Here is a 14,567-nt window from a genome sequence, read left to right on the forward strand (position 1 = left end):
CCGGCGCCCCGGACCGGGCGCTGCGAGGCTACCCCAGCCCGCCCCCGCCACCAGGAGAACTGACCGGTGGCGGGCCACGGCAACGCTTCGGTCGTACCTTCCGGACGGCGCGTACGGCGTCGATGCCGCGGAAGGTCTGGTCGTCGGGCAGGACCGGGCTCAGCTCGTAGGTGCGGGGTTCGACGTCGGCGGGGCCGGGGCGGACGCCGAGGAACCCCTGCGGAGGAGGACCGGCCGTGGGCCCCTGGGGTGACGGAACCGCCCTGGCGTTGTCGGCGTCCACGGCCTGGGCGGTGTAGAACCCGCCCATGCGGGCGGCGGCCGCGGCGGCACGTACGAGGTGGTCCACCACAGCCGGCTCCCGGCCGAGCTGGTGGACGAGGCGCTGACCACCAACCCCGGCACCGTCGCGACCGCGTGCCCGTTCTGCCAGGTCATGCTCGGCGACGCGATCAACGAGAAGAAGTCGCGGGGCGAGGCCGAGGAGTCGCTGGAGGTCGTGGACGTCTCCCCGCTCCCGCAGCGCTCGGTCAGGGGCGAGAGCCCGGTCGCGGGCGGAGTCGAGGAGAGGGCCGAGGGAGGTCACGCCCGGGCCCCCTCAGGGTGTGTCACCGCCCCTGCCCCGGGCCTCGGCGACCAGCCGTTCGGACTGGCGCAGCCCGGCCACGCACCACACGGTGAGACCGGCCAGCAGGACCACGTAGTACAGCGTGCGCCCGCCGAGGCCGCCGACCGCCGCGGCGTGGACCAGGACGGCGGCCAGCAGCGCCAGGACGGCGGCCGTGCTCACGCGGCCGAGGTTGCGGGTGCGCAGGTGCATCCCCAGGCGGGCACGGTCGGCCTCCGCCCTGGAGATCTCCCCGCGCGCGAGCCGCTCGGAGACCCCGGCCTGCGCCCTGGACCCCCGCCGGGCGGCGATCGCGACGCCCAGGCCCACGGCCACACCGACGAGGGGGAAGATCAGATCGAACACGTCGGCCTCCTCCGTGCGGGGGAGCGTGCGGGGACGGGCGGCGCATGCATGGGGCGGTCCTCACTGTGTCGGGGATGTCAGCGGTGCGTCTCCAGACATACCGGATCGGGGCCGGCGGCGCCTCCCGCGCACCGCGGCGCCAACAGCTCCAGCACCACGAGCAGCGCGAGCGGGACCGACTCCGCTCGGAGCGTCGCTTCCGAGGCGGACGGCGTTGACCATCTCGAAGGGCACGATCCGGGTGAGTTCGCCCGGGTGGCCCGTGGCTAGGACGCCGGTGGCGGTGCGGTCGTCGTGAGAGACGACTGTTCCACCAGGGAACCCCTTCCTTGTGTTCCAGGGGTTCGGAGGCGGGGTTGACAGGACACCGCCCAGCCTCAACTGAACGGCATGGCGACGAGACCACGCTGAGATGACGAACAGGGTCGACGTGACCACCTGGCCGGACTACGAAGTGCTGCGCGACATCAGAGAACTGCGTATGGTCACCACCAACGCCCGCAGGGCCCACACACCTGGCACACGCGACGAAATCCGTCGGCGCGTCGAAGGCCTCCAGCGGTCGGAGGACACTTTGACCCGGAACATCCTGTGATTCTCACAAGGACGTAGGCGTAGGAACTGAGCACGTCGCCGTGTGGGGTGTAGGCGATTCCAGCCGCGGCGGCCAAGGCGCGTACGGCAGTCCGGTTGGCAGACTAATGTGCATACCTCCACAGTGGCCCAACCAGCACGAACACGTCAGCACGGGGCCCTGGTGTGCTGTCTTCGGCGCGGCCGCCCTGCGCGTCGGCCTGCGGTCCGGACATCGGCGGAGGGTCGTCAGGGCGTGAGCGAGGCTCCCGCACCCCGGGGTGCGGGAGCCTCCTGGCTCGTCTTCGGGATTCTGGTGCTGGCCTGTCGCTGTGCCGGTTCAGTGGGTCAGGGTCGCCACAGCGGTCAGGGCTGTGGTGAGGACGGCGGCGAGGGTGAGGGTGGCGGCGGCGGTAGCCGCGGCTCGGCCGATCGCCTGGGGGGAGCTGGCGCCGTCACGGCGGGCCAGGTAGGCGGCCCCGGCCCCGGCCAGCACAGCCACGACCGTGACCAAGCCGCAGGCCAGGACCAGCAGCGCGATCAACATCGTCTTCTCCTCCGGTTCGACGCGGTGTCGGTGGTGTCGAATCTGACAGAAGGGGTGGCCGCCGGTGACCGGCTGGACAAAAATGAACACCAACGCACACGCAGGGCGGTCACGGCAGGGGGACTGTGTGGAACAGGCAGCAGCACGCGAGGAACTGCGCGAGCGCCTGGACACCGCCCGCTTGCGTGCACGGATAGGCAAAAGACAGCTGGCCGCCCGCGCCGCGTTGAGCCCCACCACGGTCAGCAACGCCCTCAACGGCACCGGGCCTGTGCCCTCGAAGGAGACCGTCGTCGCTCTGGCCAAAGCACTGGGCCTGGATACCGGCCCGCTGCTGGAACTGCGTGCGGCGGCTGCGGGCCCGCCTCCCGGCCCTGTGAAGGCGGCGTCCCCCCACCGGCCCACCACGGACTGGGGCGAGGCCATCCCTGTCGAGACCGCCGACCCCGCCCGGCTGCAGGTGCACGCCGCGGTGCTGCCCGCCCCCGACCCGGGCGGGTACACCTTCCTGACCCCCTACCTGCGCCGCCGCCACGACCAGGAGATCCGCGACCGCCTCACACCCGCACTCCAGGGGCAGACGTCGGTGCTGGTGATGGTGACCGGAGGCTCCTCCACCGGCAAGACCCGCGCCCTGTACCAGGTCCTGGCCGACCTGGCCCCCCACTGCACCCTGCTGTGTCCGGACACCGGAGAGGACCTGCTCCGTCTCCTGGAGCGCGGGCGGATCGAGGGCCAGGCGGTGCTGTGGCTCAACGAGGCCCAACGCTTCTTCTACGGCCCCCACGCCAACGAGGCCGCCGCCGCCCTGCACCGCCTCCTGGCCCAGCAGACCGGGACCGTCGCGGTGGGAACGCTGTGGACCGACCCCTACTGGCAGGACCTGACCCGCCCCGGTACCCCCGGCGACCCGCACGCCCACATCCGCGACCTACTCACCGGACCGGTCACCGCCCGCATCACCGTCCCCGACCGCCTCTCACCCGACGAGCAGCACCAGTGGCGGGAACTGGGCCGGGCGCACGACGACCAACGCCTGAGTCAGGCCCTGGACGCGGGATCGGCCGACCGCGGCCGGATCGTCCAACACCTCAGCGGCGGCCCCGAACTCCTGCGCGCCTACCTGGACGGGCCGGGCCACCACTTCACCGCCACCGAGCACGCCCTGATCACCGCCGCCGTCGACGCCCGACGCCTGGGCCACCGCGCCCCACTCCCCGCCCCGTTGCTGGCCCAGGCCGCCGACGCACAGCTGGACCCGCGCGAACGGCCCACCGGCAACCACTGGGGCCCGGCCCTGGAGGGGCTGTGCACGGGCCAGCGCCCCGACGGTACCCACACCGACATCCGTCGCGCCCTGACCGCCGTGCACACCCACGTGCCCCGCACGGGCGCCGAAGCGGCCTACGAACCGGCCGACTACCTCGAACAGCAGCTGGGACACCGCCGCGCCGACCAGCTGGGCGACCCCGACCTGTGGCAGGCCCTGCTGGAGCACACCACCGACCCCCACAGCCTGTACACCCTGGCAGATGCAGCCGAGCGCCGCGGCCTGCTCCAGCACGCGGTGAGGCTCTACCAGCGGGCGATCCGAGCCCGCCACCCCACGGCCGCCGCAGGCCTGGCCGGTCTGCTGTCCCCGGAGACCGATCCCCACCAGAACGGCACCCGATGGCTCATCGAGCACGCCGACCTCACCGACCCGTTTGGGGTCACCCATCTGCCGGGGGCACTGTGCCGGACGGGGCAGGAGGAGACAGCGCGGGTGCTGGCCTCCCGCGCCGCCGAGCAAGCCGACCCCACCGACCCGGGGGTGTCCGCCCACCTGTTGGGGGCACTGTTCCGGACGGGGCAGGGTCATGCGGTGGGAGTGTTGGCCTCCCGCGCCGCTGAGCACGCCGACCTCACCCAACCGGGGGGTGTCGGTGCCCTGTTGGAGGTGCTGCACGACGTGGGGCGGAAAGAGACGGTACCGGTGCTGTTGGCGCGCAACCCCGCCGAGCACACCGACCCCACCGACTCGGGGGGTGTCGCCTTCCTGTTGGAGGTGCTGCACGAGGTGGGGCGGGAAGAGATGGTGGGTGTGTTGGCCTCCCGCGCCGCTGAGCACGCCGACCTCACCCAACCGGGGGGTGTCGGTGCCCTGTTGGAGGTACTGCACAGGACGGGGCGGGAAGAGACGGTGCAGGTGCTGTTGGCGCGCAACCCCGCCGAGCACACCGACCCCACCAAAGCGAGGGATGTCGCCAGCCTGCTGGGGGCACTGCACGAGGTGGGGCGGGAAGAGACGGTGGGTGTGCTGGCCTCCCGCGCCGCCAACCTCACCAACCCCACCGACCCGAGGGGTGTCGCCTTCCTGTTGGAGGTACTGCACAGGACGGGGCGGGAAGAGATGGTGGGTGTGCTGGCCTCCCGCGCCGCCGAGCACACCGACCCCACCGACCCGAGGGGTGTCGCCTTCCTGCTGGAGGTACTGCACAGGACGGGGCGGGAAGAGACGGTGGGTGTGCTGGCCTCCCGCGCCGCCAACCTCACCAACCTCACCGACTCGGGGGGTGTCGCCAGCCTGCTGGAGGTGCTGCACGAGGTGGGGCGGGAAGAGATGGTGGGTGTGCTGGCCTCCCGCGCCGCTGAGCACGCCGACCTCACCCAACCGGGGGGTGTCGCCTTCCTGTTGGAGGTACTGCACAGGACGGGGCGGGAAGAGACGGTGCAGGTGCTGTTGGCGCGCAACCCCGCCGAGCACACCGACCCCACCAAAGCGAGGGATGTCGCCAGCCTGCTGGGGGCACTGCACGAGGTGGGGCGGGAGGAGACGGTACAGGTGCTGGAGCGCCGGGCCCTGAACGCCGGTGGGCTTCGTCCGCTCCCCCCACCTCTACTGCCCTACGGCCGCGATCTCGACGGTACCCCCGCCCAGGCATGGACATGGGATGAATTGGGGCTGTGACCCGGCCGGGGAGTCCTCACAGCCATGGTGAGCCGCGCCGGGCATCCTCTCTGTCCTACCGGACCGTGACCGTGGAGGGGGCCGCGCCGTAGGAGCGCAGCATGTGGTGGGGGGTGTCCACCCACAGCCGGGTGCCGTCGGCGTCCACGGTCAAACCCAACCGTTCCGTGATGGGTCATCCGGCCGTGCACCAGGTGTTCCAGGCCGAGCCAATCTGTGCCCACAGGTCGTCGGGGCCGTGCCGGGCGGCCTCGGACGGGCCGCCCGCGGGGATGTACTCGGCCAGCGCCCAGGACCCATTGGGAGAGGCGACGTAGATGCTGGCCTGGCCCGCCCACTCGGGCCGGTCGGGGGCGGCTGTCGTAGACGGCGTGCCGCAGGCCGGGCACCAGGTGGCCGAGCAACAGCTGCCACCCCTGGTGGGGTAGGTGAGCACACGCGGGTTGAGGTCGGTGTGGCCGACGGCCACACCCGGCGGCGGTCTCGTCCACGATCTCGCGCAACGTCCGGCGGTCGGGACGGTGCTGGCAGCACCACCGGCCGACGCCACGCAGGACCATCGACACCGACCACGCCAGCCAGCGCGGCACCTTTCCCCGGGAGCCCGCCGGGAAGTCACCATGCCGACGCCGTCGGGCGTCCCGCGCGGAACGCCCGACGGTGCCTGAGAGGCCGCGCTCCAGTTCGCGATCCGGAGCAGGTCTGGAGCGGTGGAACCGCCCCGGTCCCTCTCAACCCACGGCGGACCACGCGAGAATCCCGAGGTTCAGCGCTCTGGTCTGCGTATATGTGATTGACGTGCTGGTCGGCGGAGACCGTCGGTAGACCTTGGGACGACCGGGTTTTTAGGATGGCCGTCATGACGGATGGCGAAGGTGTGCTGCGTTGGGGTGTCCTCGGTACGGGCGGGATCGCCCACTCCTTCCTGGAGGCGATACGGGCCACGCCCGGGGCGCGGGTGACGGCGGTGGGGTCGCGTTCGGCGGAGCGGGCGCGGGAGTTCGCCCACACGTGGGGGATCCCGGTGGGCCACGGCGACTACGCGGAGCTGGCCCGCGACGAGAACGTGGACGTGGTGTACGTGGCCACCCCGCATCCTGGGCACCATCCGCACACGCTGACGTGTCTGGACGCGGGCAAGCACGTGCTGGTGGAGAAACCGATGGCGATGAATGCCCTCCAGGTGGCGGAGATGGTGGCGGCGGCGCGTTCCCGGGGGCTGTTCCTCATGGAGGCGATGTGGACGCGCTACCTTCCCGCCTACCGGTTGGCCCGTGACCTGGTGGCCGACGGGGTGATCGGCCGACTGTGCTCGCTGTCGGCGGAGTTCGGGATCAGCGTGCCCTTCGACCCCGACCACCGGCTTTTCAACACCGAACTCGGTGGCGGGGCACTGCTCGACCTGGGGGTGTACCCGCTGGCGCTGGCCACCGACTTCCTGGGGGACCTCAGCATCGTGGGGGCGGCCCGGCAGCTGTCCCCGGACCGGATGGTGGACACCCACACGACCGTCCTGGCCCGTGGTGAGGGCGGGGTGACGGCCACGCTGAGCTGTGCGTCGCGTTCGACGATGCCCAACCGTGCGGTGCTGGTGGGCACCGAGGGGTGGTTGGAGTTGGACCGCGCGTGGGCTCCGACCGAGGTGGTGGTGCACCGCGACGGCCGTGAGCCGGAGGTGTTCCACCGCCCCTACCGCGGCAACGGTTACGTGCACGAGGCCGAGGAGGTCGCGCGGTGTGTGGCCGAGGGGTGGACGCAGAGCCCGGACATGCCGTGGTCGGAGAGCCTGCGGCTGGCTCGGCTGATGGACCTGGTCCGCGACGTCGGCGGGTTCGCCGACGAGGACCCCGGGATGGTCGCGCGCTGAGTCCGGTGGGCCGGCACGGGTGTGCGGCTCCCCTCAGGGGCGCGGGTTCGGGAGCAGACCGGAGGCGCCCGCGCCGGTGGGGGTGACCGATTCCGGGGTTGCGGCGCGGCTGGGACGGGCGTCGGCGGCGGTGCGGTGGCGCAGGCGCGCGCGGACGTGCCGGGCGGCGGCCACCCGGGCGAGGACGTGGATGTTGGTGCGCGCCACGACCAGGACGGCGTCTCTGGGGCCGACGGTGTCGTCGAAGTAGCCGTCGATGCCGGTGTCACCACTGCGCGGGCGGATCCCGTAGATGTCTCCGTCGAACATGCGGTAGGCGTCGCGCACGACCAGGGTGTCGGGGTGCAGGCGGGGGCCGTCGCCCAACCATTCGGCCGCCTCGCCGGCCAGGCGTCGGATCAGGCCGGGCGGGGGGCGCCTGCGGTCGGGGAAGACGCGGTGGGCGCCCAGGCCCCGGCGCCACCCCGCGTAGACGGCCGGGTGACGGGTGCGCAGGACCACGTAGGTGTTGGACAGGGGGTGGGCGAGGACCTCCCGGGTGAGGAAGTGGGTCATCAGCGCCGTGGACAGGCCGAAGCGGCGGTGGGCGGGGACCACACCGGCGGCGTCCAGGTACAGGGAGCGTCGGGAGGCCAGGCGGAGGCGGTGGTAGCCGCCCCAGCCGACGGGGGTGTCGTCCGGGCCGAGGATGAGGGCCAGGGTGGTGATCCGGTCGAAGAACCCGGACCGGACACGGGTGCGCCAGTAGCCGGAGTGGTCGGCGCCGAAGGCGCGTTCGGCCAGGTCGCGCAGGGTGGTGTGGAGGCGTTCGCGACTGTGGGCGGAGAGGGCGTGGGGGTGGTCCCATCGGGCGACGCGGTAGCCCGGCGCCAGGTCGTGGAGGGTCGGCGGGCAGCTGAGGTGCCGCAGTTCGGGGCACCGGGGTCGAGTGGGCACGCACACCCCTACTTTCGTTACTCTATGAATGCAAGTAACTCCTTAACGTAGTGGTTTGCTGGTGGCGTGTGGGGCCACTTCCCGAAGTCGGTACCGGACGCGGCCCCGCGGCGGTGCCGGGCCGGGGTCAGTTCCCGGAGGAGGCGCGGTGCAGGCGGGTGGCCAGGAGTGCCATCTGCTCGCGGAGTTCAGCGGGTTCCTCCACCTCCATGTCCATGTCGAGCATGGCCAGGTAGCAGGCCATGTGGAGCATGGAGTTCCCGGCGCACACCAGGACGCAGGAGTGGTCGTCGACCGGTTCGATGCGGCCGAACCACTCGCCGACGCGGCGGTGGGCCTCCTTCGCGGACACGAACAGGCGGACCCGCGCCCTGTTCGGCCACATGTGCACGTCCATGCGTTCGGCCAGGTAGGCGGCCACACCCTGCTCCGGTGGGTCGCGGGGCGGGACGCGCGGACCGGTGGGTGTCAGCGGCCGCATCCGGTCCACGCGGAAGGTGCGCCAGTCGTCGCGGTCGTTGTCCCAGGCCACCAGGTACCAGCGCCGTCCCCGGGCGACCAGGCGCAGGGGTTCGACGGTGCGGCGGGTGGGGCTTCCGTCGTGGCGTTGGTAATCGAACCGGAGTCGTTCGCTGTCGCGGCAGGCCGAGGCGACCAGGGCGAGCGTGTCGGCGTCGACGGTGGGGCCGCTGGCGGGCATGGGGACGGTGAAGGTGCCCAGCGCGTCGACCCTGCGGCGCAGGCGGGAGGGCAGGACCTGGAGGAGTTTGGCCAGGGCGCGCACCGAGGACTCCTCGGTTCCCGACACTCCGCCCTGGGCGGCGGTGCGCAGCCCCACGGCGACCGCGACGGCCTCGTCGTCGTCCAGGAGCAGGGGAGGCAGGGCGGCTCCGGCCCCCAGCTGGTAGCCGCCGCCGGTGCCCATGGTGGCCTCGATGGGGTACCCGAGCTCGCGGAGGCGGTCGATGTCGCGGCGCACGGTGCGCGGACTGACCTCGAGGCGGTCGGCGAGGTCGGCGCCCGGCCACTCCCTGCGCGTCTGGAGCAGGGACAGCAGACGCAGCAGGCGCGCCGAGGTCGCTTTCATCGGGCTCCTCCGGGGCGGACGGCGGGGAGGTCCCGCGGTGCGACCCGCGGGATCCCTTCGTGGGAAGGGTGTGCGTACACGCAGTCTGCCAGGGGTGGAGGACGACCGTTGTCCTCCACCCGTGCGGATCGTGGCCGGTTCACACGACGGCGACCGCCTCGACCTCGACCAGCTGGTGGTCGTAGCCGAGGACGGCCACGCCGAGCAGGGTGCTGGGGGCGTCGTGGTCGCCCATGTGGGCGCGGACGACGTCCCAGGCCGCCACGAGGTCCTCCTGGCGGTCGGAGGCCACGTACACCGTCGTCTTGACGATGTCGGTCAGGTCCGCGTCCACGCCCCGGAGCACCGTGCGCAGGTTGCGCATCACCTGTTCGGCCTGGCCCGCGTAGTCGCCCACGGCGACGGTGGCGCCGTCCTCGTCCAGGGGGCAGGCGCCGGCGGTCCACACCACGGTGCCGGCCTCGGGCGCCGTGGCCGCGTAGGCGTAGTCCACCTGCTGGGTCAGCTTCTCGTTGCGGATCAGGGTGACCGCGCTCAAACTCCACCTCCGTGTCGTCGTTGACTGCCCTGGCAACGGGCGCGGTGGTGGCTGGGTTCCCGGTGGTGTGGAGCGGGGCGGAAGTGTCGTGGTGGTCACATGTCGGGGGTGTGGGGGAGGTCGCCCGACCAGTCGCGCGGTCCGCCCCGGGCCAGCCTGCGCAGGAAGGCCAGGACGCCCGCGACGCCGCTGGCCCAGCCGCCGCCCGGCTCTCGGGTGTGGTCGAGGAAGACCGGGGCGTCGGGGGTACCGTCCGACCGGACCAGGGCCAGGCCCGCCACGTGCAGGGCGGCGTCGCGGTGGGCGGCGTCCCCGGTGCGGTCGGCGGTGTCCAGGAGGAACTCGCCGACCCCCGCCAGGCCGCAGCACTGGCCGGTGACGGCGATCCGGGGAGCGTGCGCGCGGCAGCGGCGCGCGGCGCCCAGGGCGAGTTCGGTGAGGTGGCTCCGGCCGGTGTGGGCGCCGCCGCGGAGCAGGACCGTGCCGATACCGGCCAGTCCCTGGCACGACGACAGGGCCATGGGGCGGGCGGTGGCGTGGTCGGCGTGGTCCAGCAGCGGTGGCAGGAGGTGGGCGAGTACCTCCAGGCCGGCGGTGGCCTCGGCGAGGGCGTCGTGGTCGCCCACCGCCGCGTCCAGGCACAGCAGGGCGTGGGTCACGCCCGCCAGGCCGTGGGCCAGTCCCAGGTGCGCGGCCGTGGCGTCGTGGTCGCCCGGGTCGGGCGGGCGGGCGCGGACGGTGGCGGCGGAGCCGGTGGAGACGAGGAGCCGTGCGCCGCGCCGGGCCAGGTCGAGGCGGGTCGGGTCCCCGGTCAGGCGCCAGAGGTGGAGCTGGGCCAGGACGATCCCCGCGAGTCCGGCGGTGTGGTCGGTGGAGGTGACGGTCTCGGGCAGGGGCCGGGCCAGGGGGCGGACGGCTTCGGTGAGGGTGGGGTCGTCGAGTTCGCGTGCGGCCGTGGCCAGGAACACGGCTGTGCCGCAGGAGCCGAGCTGCAGCCCGGGCGGTGTGGGGCGCAGGGCCAGGAAGCCCGAGGTCCAGTGGGCGAGGGCGCGGGACAGGGAGCGTGAACGGGGGTCGTGGTGGCGTAGGAGTTCCATGCCGGTCCCGGCCGCCCCCTGGTACTGGTTGGTGGGGCTGGGTGTGCCCGCCGGGGAGCGGTCGCGGCCGGTGAGCAGGGCGCGGGCGGCCTCGTGGGTCTGGTCCAGCGCCGCGGCGACGAGCGCGTCCACGCGGGCGGGTGTGACGGTGTAGCGGGGATCGGCGCGCGGGGGTTCGGGGGTGCGGCCGGAGCGGAGCAGGGCCATGGCGTGGACGCGCTGTGCGGGGTCAGGCGACATCAGGTCGGGGATCACCCCGGCCACGGCCGGGACGCGGTCGCCCAGGGCGGCGAGGGCGGTGCGGGCACGGCCGTCGTCGGGTACGGCCCGGGCCGCGCGGGAGGGCGGGTCGACGCCGGTGACGGCGTAGAACAGGGTGGCACCCAGGGAGTAGAGGTCGTCCTCGGTCCGGGCGGGTTCGCCGCGTTCCTGTTCCGGTGACGAGTATCCGGGGGTCCAGCCCCGGGGCGGATCGGGGTCGGGGGCGTCGGCGGTGTGGCTGATCTCGAAGTCGACCAGGCCGGGGTGGCCCTGTTCGGTGACGACGACGTTCTTGGGGGCCAGGTCGCGGATGAGTACGCCCCGGGCGTGCACGGCGTCGACCAGGCGGGTGAGGCGGGTGGCGAGGAGGACCGGACTGCGGTCGGCGGTGGTGTGGGTGCCGTGGGTGGCCACGTCGGTGCGCAGGTCCCGGGGGCCGAGGTCGGTGGTGGCGAGGAACTCGTCGGCACCGTGGCGGAAGTGGTCCACGACGCGGGGGACGCCCGCGACGCCCTCCAACCGTCGCAGGACGGCGGCTTCGGCGCGCAGTCGGTGGCGGGCGTCGCGGGTTCCGGTGGGGTCCTCGTCGGTGTGGGCGCGGCGCTCCTTGACCACGGCCGCCCGCCCGGTGGTGGTGTCGGTGGCGCGGTAGACGCCGCCCGAGGCGGTGTGGGCGATGGCGCCCGGCACCAGGAACCGGCCGCCGAGCAGGACGGGGGAGGGGGTGTCCGCCTCCGGAGCCGGCAGCCCTCCGGTGAGGGGGTCGGGGGTCCAGGACGGGGCGTGGTAGCGGCCGTCGGCGCCGCCGGGCCGGGCGCGTCCCTCGTCGTCGTGGACGACCAGCTGGAGGTCGCCGTTGTCGTCGGTGGCGTGGGTGGCCTCGAAGGGGGCGTAGCGGTAGTAGACGGGGGCGTCGGTGCGGATCCTGCGGTCGCTGTGGACGCGCGGTCCCTCCATGCCGACGAGTTCGGCGGCCAGTTTCTCGGCCAGGTCGGTGAAGTGCTCGCGCGGGGGGTAGACGGTGACGGCCTTGCCCACGGCACCCGGCCGGGAGCGGTGGGAGTTGAGCTCGCGCAGGATCTCGGTGGTGCGCGCGAACTTGAACCGGCAGGGGGTCCGCAGCAGGAGGGGGAGGGCGCGGTCGAGGGTCTCGACCAGGGTCGGGGGGCGGGCCGACAGGTGGATCTTCCAGCCCTGGGGCGGCAGGTCGAGACCGGGGAGGGTGACGTCGGTCCAGGTCGTGTGGTCGGTGATCACGCGTCCGGCCCGGCGCAGGCGTTCCTCCAGCGCGGGGGTGCAGGCCCGGGTGGCGTCGTGCTCGCGCACCGTCGGTCTCCTGTCGGTGTGTCGGGGAGGGGCGGCCGCCGGCTGGGGGCGGCCACCCCGGTGTCGGGCTCGTTCCGGGTGGGACGTGCTCGGTCGTGTCCGGGTGCGGCTCCGGCTCAGGTTCGCGGTGTCGTGGCCGGGTCCGGCGTCAGAAGGTGGCTCCGTCGCAGCGGATGGTCCAGCCGCTGATGCAGGTGCGGATGCAGTCGAGGTTGAGCTGCTCGGAGAGGAGTTCGGTCTCGGCTCCGAGGGAGACCAGGGGGGTGGTGTCGAGCGTTCCGGCGTCGCGGGGCAGGTCCTGCGCGGCCATGGGTTCCTCCCGTTCGGCTACTGATTGTGAGAGGCACGCTACCTCGTGTAGCTTTGCCGAAGACTTCAATCCCCCCTGGGATGCGCGGAAAACGGTTCGGTCATCGGATCCGCCCACCTGGCCACCAGATCGCGTCCGGTTTGGCCCCATGAGGAGTGAATTGGAACCCGAAAGTCCCCCCATGACCTCGATGGGAGTGACGGCCGCAATGCGCCAGGCCGCCACGCCCGAATCCCCACCGGAGGTGCCCGCCATCCGAGCCGAGGGGCTCGTCAAGACGTTCCCCGGAGTGGAGGCGGTGCGAGGGCTCGACCTCCTCGTCCGCCCCGGGGAGATCTTCGGTCTCCTGGGGCCCAACGGCGCCGGGAAGTCGACCACGATCTCCATGCTGTGCGCGCTGACGCGGCCCACCTCGGGCGGGCTGTGGGTGGCCGGGCACGACGTGCGCACCCGCCCGGCCTCCGTCCGCCGCTCCATCGGCGTGGTCTTCCAGGAGACCACCCTGGACGACAAGCTCACCGTCGAGGAGAACCTGCGCATTCACGCGGTCCTGTACGGGGTCTCCCGCCGCCGTGCGCGGGAACGGGTCAGCGCCATGCTCGCGCTCACCGAGTTGACCGACCGGCGCCGCAGCCTGGTGGGCACCCTCTCGGGCGGGATGAAGCGCCGCCTGGAGATCGCGCGCGGTCTGCTGCACGGTCCCCGGGTGCTGTTCCTGGACGAGCCGACCGTGGGCTTGGATCCGCACAGCCGGGCGGAGGTGTGGCACCACGTGCACCGCATGCGCCGCGAGTCGGGCGCCACCGTCCTGCTGACCACGCACCACCTGGCCGAGGCCGACCACTGCGACCGGTTGGCCATCCTCGACCACGGCCGGGTCGTGGCGCTGGGCTCACCCGAGGAGCTGCGGGCCAGGATCGGCCGCGACAGCATCCGGGTGCGCACCGCCGATCCCGAACGCGACGCCCTCACCCTGGCCGGCGGTCTCGGTGTGCGCCCGGCCGTGATCGACGGCCAGGTGGTGGTGCGCGCCGAGGACGGGGCGGCCATGCTGCCCAGGATCGTGACCGCCCTGGAGGGGGCGGTCACCTCCGCGACCGTGTCCAGGCCCAGCCTGGACGACGTGTTCCTGCACTACACGGGGCGCAGCCTGGGTTCCCCGGCCGGTGAGGGGAGGGCGCGGTGATCGACGCGTCGTCGCGGGAGGTCGGCGCGCGCCTGGCCGGGGAGGCGCGCGCGGTGGGGGCCGTGTGGCAGCGGGAGATGATCACCTTCGGCCGTGAGCGTCTGCGGCTGGTGATCAGCCTGCTCCAGCCGCTGCTGATCCTGGTCTCGCTCGGCGTCGGCCTGGGCGCGGTGGTGCCCGACGGGGGGTCGGGGATCGGGTACGTGACGTTCCTGTTCCCGGGGGTGCTGGTGATGGCGATCCAGCCGCCCGCGTTCGCGTCGGGCGCCTCGATCCTGTGGGACCGCGAGTTCGGGTTCCTGCGGGAGATGTTGGTGGCACCGGTGCGCCGTGAGTCGCTGCTGCTCGGCAAGGTACTGGCGGGAACGGCGACGGCCACGTGTCACGGGGCGGTGCTGCTGGTGTTCGCGGGCGCCGCGCAGGTGCCCTACGATCCCGCGCTGCTGGTGTCGTTCGTGGCCGTGTTGGCGCTCGCGGCGTTCGCGATGACGTCGTTGGGCGCCCTGCTGGCGGTGTCGCTGCCCAGTCCGCAGACGTTCCAGGCGGTCACCGGGCTGCTGCTGGGGCCACTGGTGTTCCTGTCCGGGGCGTTCTTCCCGCTCAGCGGTCTGCCGTCGTGGCTGGACGCGCTCACCGCGCTCAACCCGCTGACGTACGCGGTGGACGCGGCGCGGCGCGTCCTGGCGGCGCGTCTGCCGGGTGAGGCACCGACGGGACTGTTCGAGGGGCTGGAGGTGTGGGGTTCGCTGGTGCCGGTTCCGGTGGAGCTGGCGGTCCTCGCGGGGTTCGCGGTGTTGTGCCTGGTGGTGGCCGCTCGCCGGTTCTCCCGCCCCGACCAGTGAGGTCCGGTTCGGTCCCCGCCCCGGGTGTTCCGGGACGGGGACCGACGCGTGTGCGGGTGTCGGCGCCCTGACCG

General features: G+C 73.1%; 13 protein-coding genes and 1 pseudogene. 6 read left to right on the forward strand and 8 right to left on the reverse strand.

Translation table 11 applies throughout. The annotated features are described in order from the left end of the window. Positions 1-310: 310 nt before the first annotated feature. A pseudogene (locus ACTVAJ_RS04225) lies at positions 311-577 on the forward strand (Fe-S oxidoreductase); the annotation flags it as partial. 21 nt (positions 578-598) lie between these two features. Here the strand turns inward: ACTVAJ_RS04225 and ACTVAJ_RS04230 are convergent. Beyond that, the gene (locus tag ACTVAJ_RS04230) at positions 599-973 is read right to left on the reverse strand and encodes a hypothetical protein (protein WP_470386707.1); all 375 of its coding nucleotides are present in this window, start codon (positions 971-973) and stop codon (positions 599-601) included. A 412-nt stretch (positions 974-1,385) separates the two neighbouring features. On the opposite strand from ACTVAJ_RS04230, the gene ACTVAJ_RS04235 reads away from it, so the two are divergent. Beyond that, a complete protein-coding gene (locus ACTVAJ_RS04235) occupies positions 1,386-1,568 on the forward strand; it encodes a hypothetical protein (RefSeq protein ID WP_470386708.1) in 183 nt (60 codons plus the stop codon). A gap of 318 nt (positions 1,569-1,886) precedes the next feature. On the opposite strand, the gene ACTVAJ_RS04240 is transcribed toward ACTVAJ_RS04235, so the two are convergent. Further along, a complete protein-coding gene (locus tag ACTVAJ_RS04240; RefSeq protein ID WP_470386709.1) occupies positions 1,887-2,093 on the reverse strand; it encodes a hypothetical protein in 207 nt (68 codons plus the stop codon). A 127-nt stretch (positions 2,094-2,220) separates the two neighbouring features. On the opposite strand from ACTVAJ_RS04240, the gene ACTVAJ_RS04245 reads away from it, so the two are divergent. Beyond that, positions 2,221-5,043 (forward strand): helix-turn-helix domain-containing protein, encoded by a 2,823-nt coding sequence (locus ACTVAJ_RS04245; protein WP_470386710.1) that lies wholly within the window; start codon positions 2,221-2,223, stop codon positions 5,041-5,043. Between the two features lie 175 nt (positions 5,044-5,218). Here ACTVAJ_RS04245 and ACTVAJ_RS04250 read toward each other — a convergent pair whose 3' ends face one another. After that, the gene (locus ACTVAJ_RS04250; protein ID WP_470386711.1) at positions 5,219-5,512 is read right to left on the reverse strand and encodes a hypothetical protein; all 294 of its coding nucleotides are present in this window, start codon (positions 5,510-5,512) and stop codon (positions 5,219-5,221) included. A gap of 390 nt (positions 5,513-5,902) precedes the next feature. On the opposite strand from ACTVAJ_RS04250, the gene ACTVAJ_RS04255 reads away from it, so the two are divergent. After that, complete coding sequence (locus tag ACTVAJ_RS04255; protein ID WP_470386712.1) at positions 5,903-6,910, forward strand: Gfo/Idh/MocA family protein; 1,008 nt, start codon at positions 5,903-5,905, stop codon at positions 6,908-6,910. Positions 6,911-6,943: 33 nt separating this feature from the next. On the opposite strand, the gene ACTVAJ_RS04260 is transcribed toward ACTVAJ_RS04255, so the two are convergent. The 5 genes from ACTVAJ_RS04260 to ACTVAJ_RS04280 form a co-directional block, all read right to left on the reverse strand. Continuing rightward, entirely contained in the window at positions 6,944-7,852 is a 909-nt protein-coding gene (locus tag ACTVAJ_RS04260) for a GNAT family N-acetyltransferase (RefSeq protein ID WP_470386713.1), read from the reverse strand. 121 nt (positions 7,853-7,973) lie between these two features. Beyond that, complete coding sequence (locus ACTVAJ_RS04265) at positions 7,974-8,933, reverse strand: helix-turn-helix transcriptional regulator (RefSeq protein WP_470386714.1); 960 nt, start codon at positions 8,931-8,933, stop codon at positions 7,974-7,976. A 139-nt stretch (positions 8,934-9,072) separates the two neighbouring features. Further along, positions 9,073-9,471, reverse strand: coding sequence for a RidA family protein (locus tag ACTVAJ_RS04270; protein ID WP_470386715.1), 399 nt, complete (start codon positions 9,469-9,471; stop codon positions 9,073-9,075). Positions 9,472-9,566: 95 nt separating this feature from the next. After that, entirely contained in the window at positions 9,567-12,155 is a 2,589-nt protein-coding gene (lanL, locus tag ACTVAJ_RS04275; protein WP_470386716.1) for a class IV lanthionine synthetase LanL, read from the reverse strand. Positions 12,156-12,303: 148 nt separating this feature from the next. Next, entirely contained in the window at positions 12,304-12,465 is a 162-nt protein-coding gene (locus ACTVAJ_RS04280; RefSeq protein WP_470386717.1) for a hypothetical protein, read from the reverse strand. Positions 12,466-12,646: 181 nt separating this feature from the next. On the opposite strand from ACTVAJ_RS04280, the gene ACTVAJ_RS04285 reads away from it, so the two are divergent. Together ACTVAJ_RS04285 and ACTVAJ_RS04290 are read left to right on the forward strand one after the other, a co-directional pair. Beyond that, the gene (locus ACTVAJ_RS04285) at positions 12,647-13,651 is read left to right on the forward strand and encodes an ABC transporter ATP-binding protein (protein WP_470386718.1); all 1,005 of its coding nucleotides are present in this window, start codon (positions 12,647-12,649) and stop codon (positions 13,649-13,651) included. Then, entirely contained in the window at positions 13,648-14,493 is an 846-nt protein-coding gene (locus ACTVAJ_RS04290) for an ABC transporter permease (protein ID WP_470386719.1), read from the forward strand. Before ACTVAJ_RS04285 ends, ACTVAJ_RS04290 begins: the two co-directional genes overlap by 4 nt. Positions 14,494-14,567 lie beyond the last annotated feature (74 nt).

The organism is Nocardiopsis sp. KDC1DS13DA1, assembly GCF_055632325.1.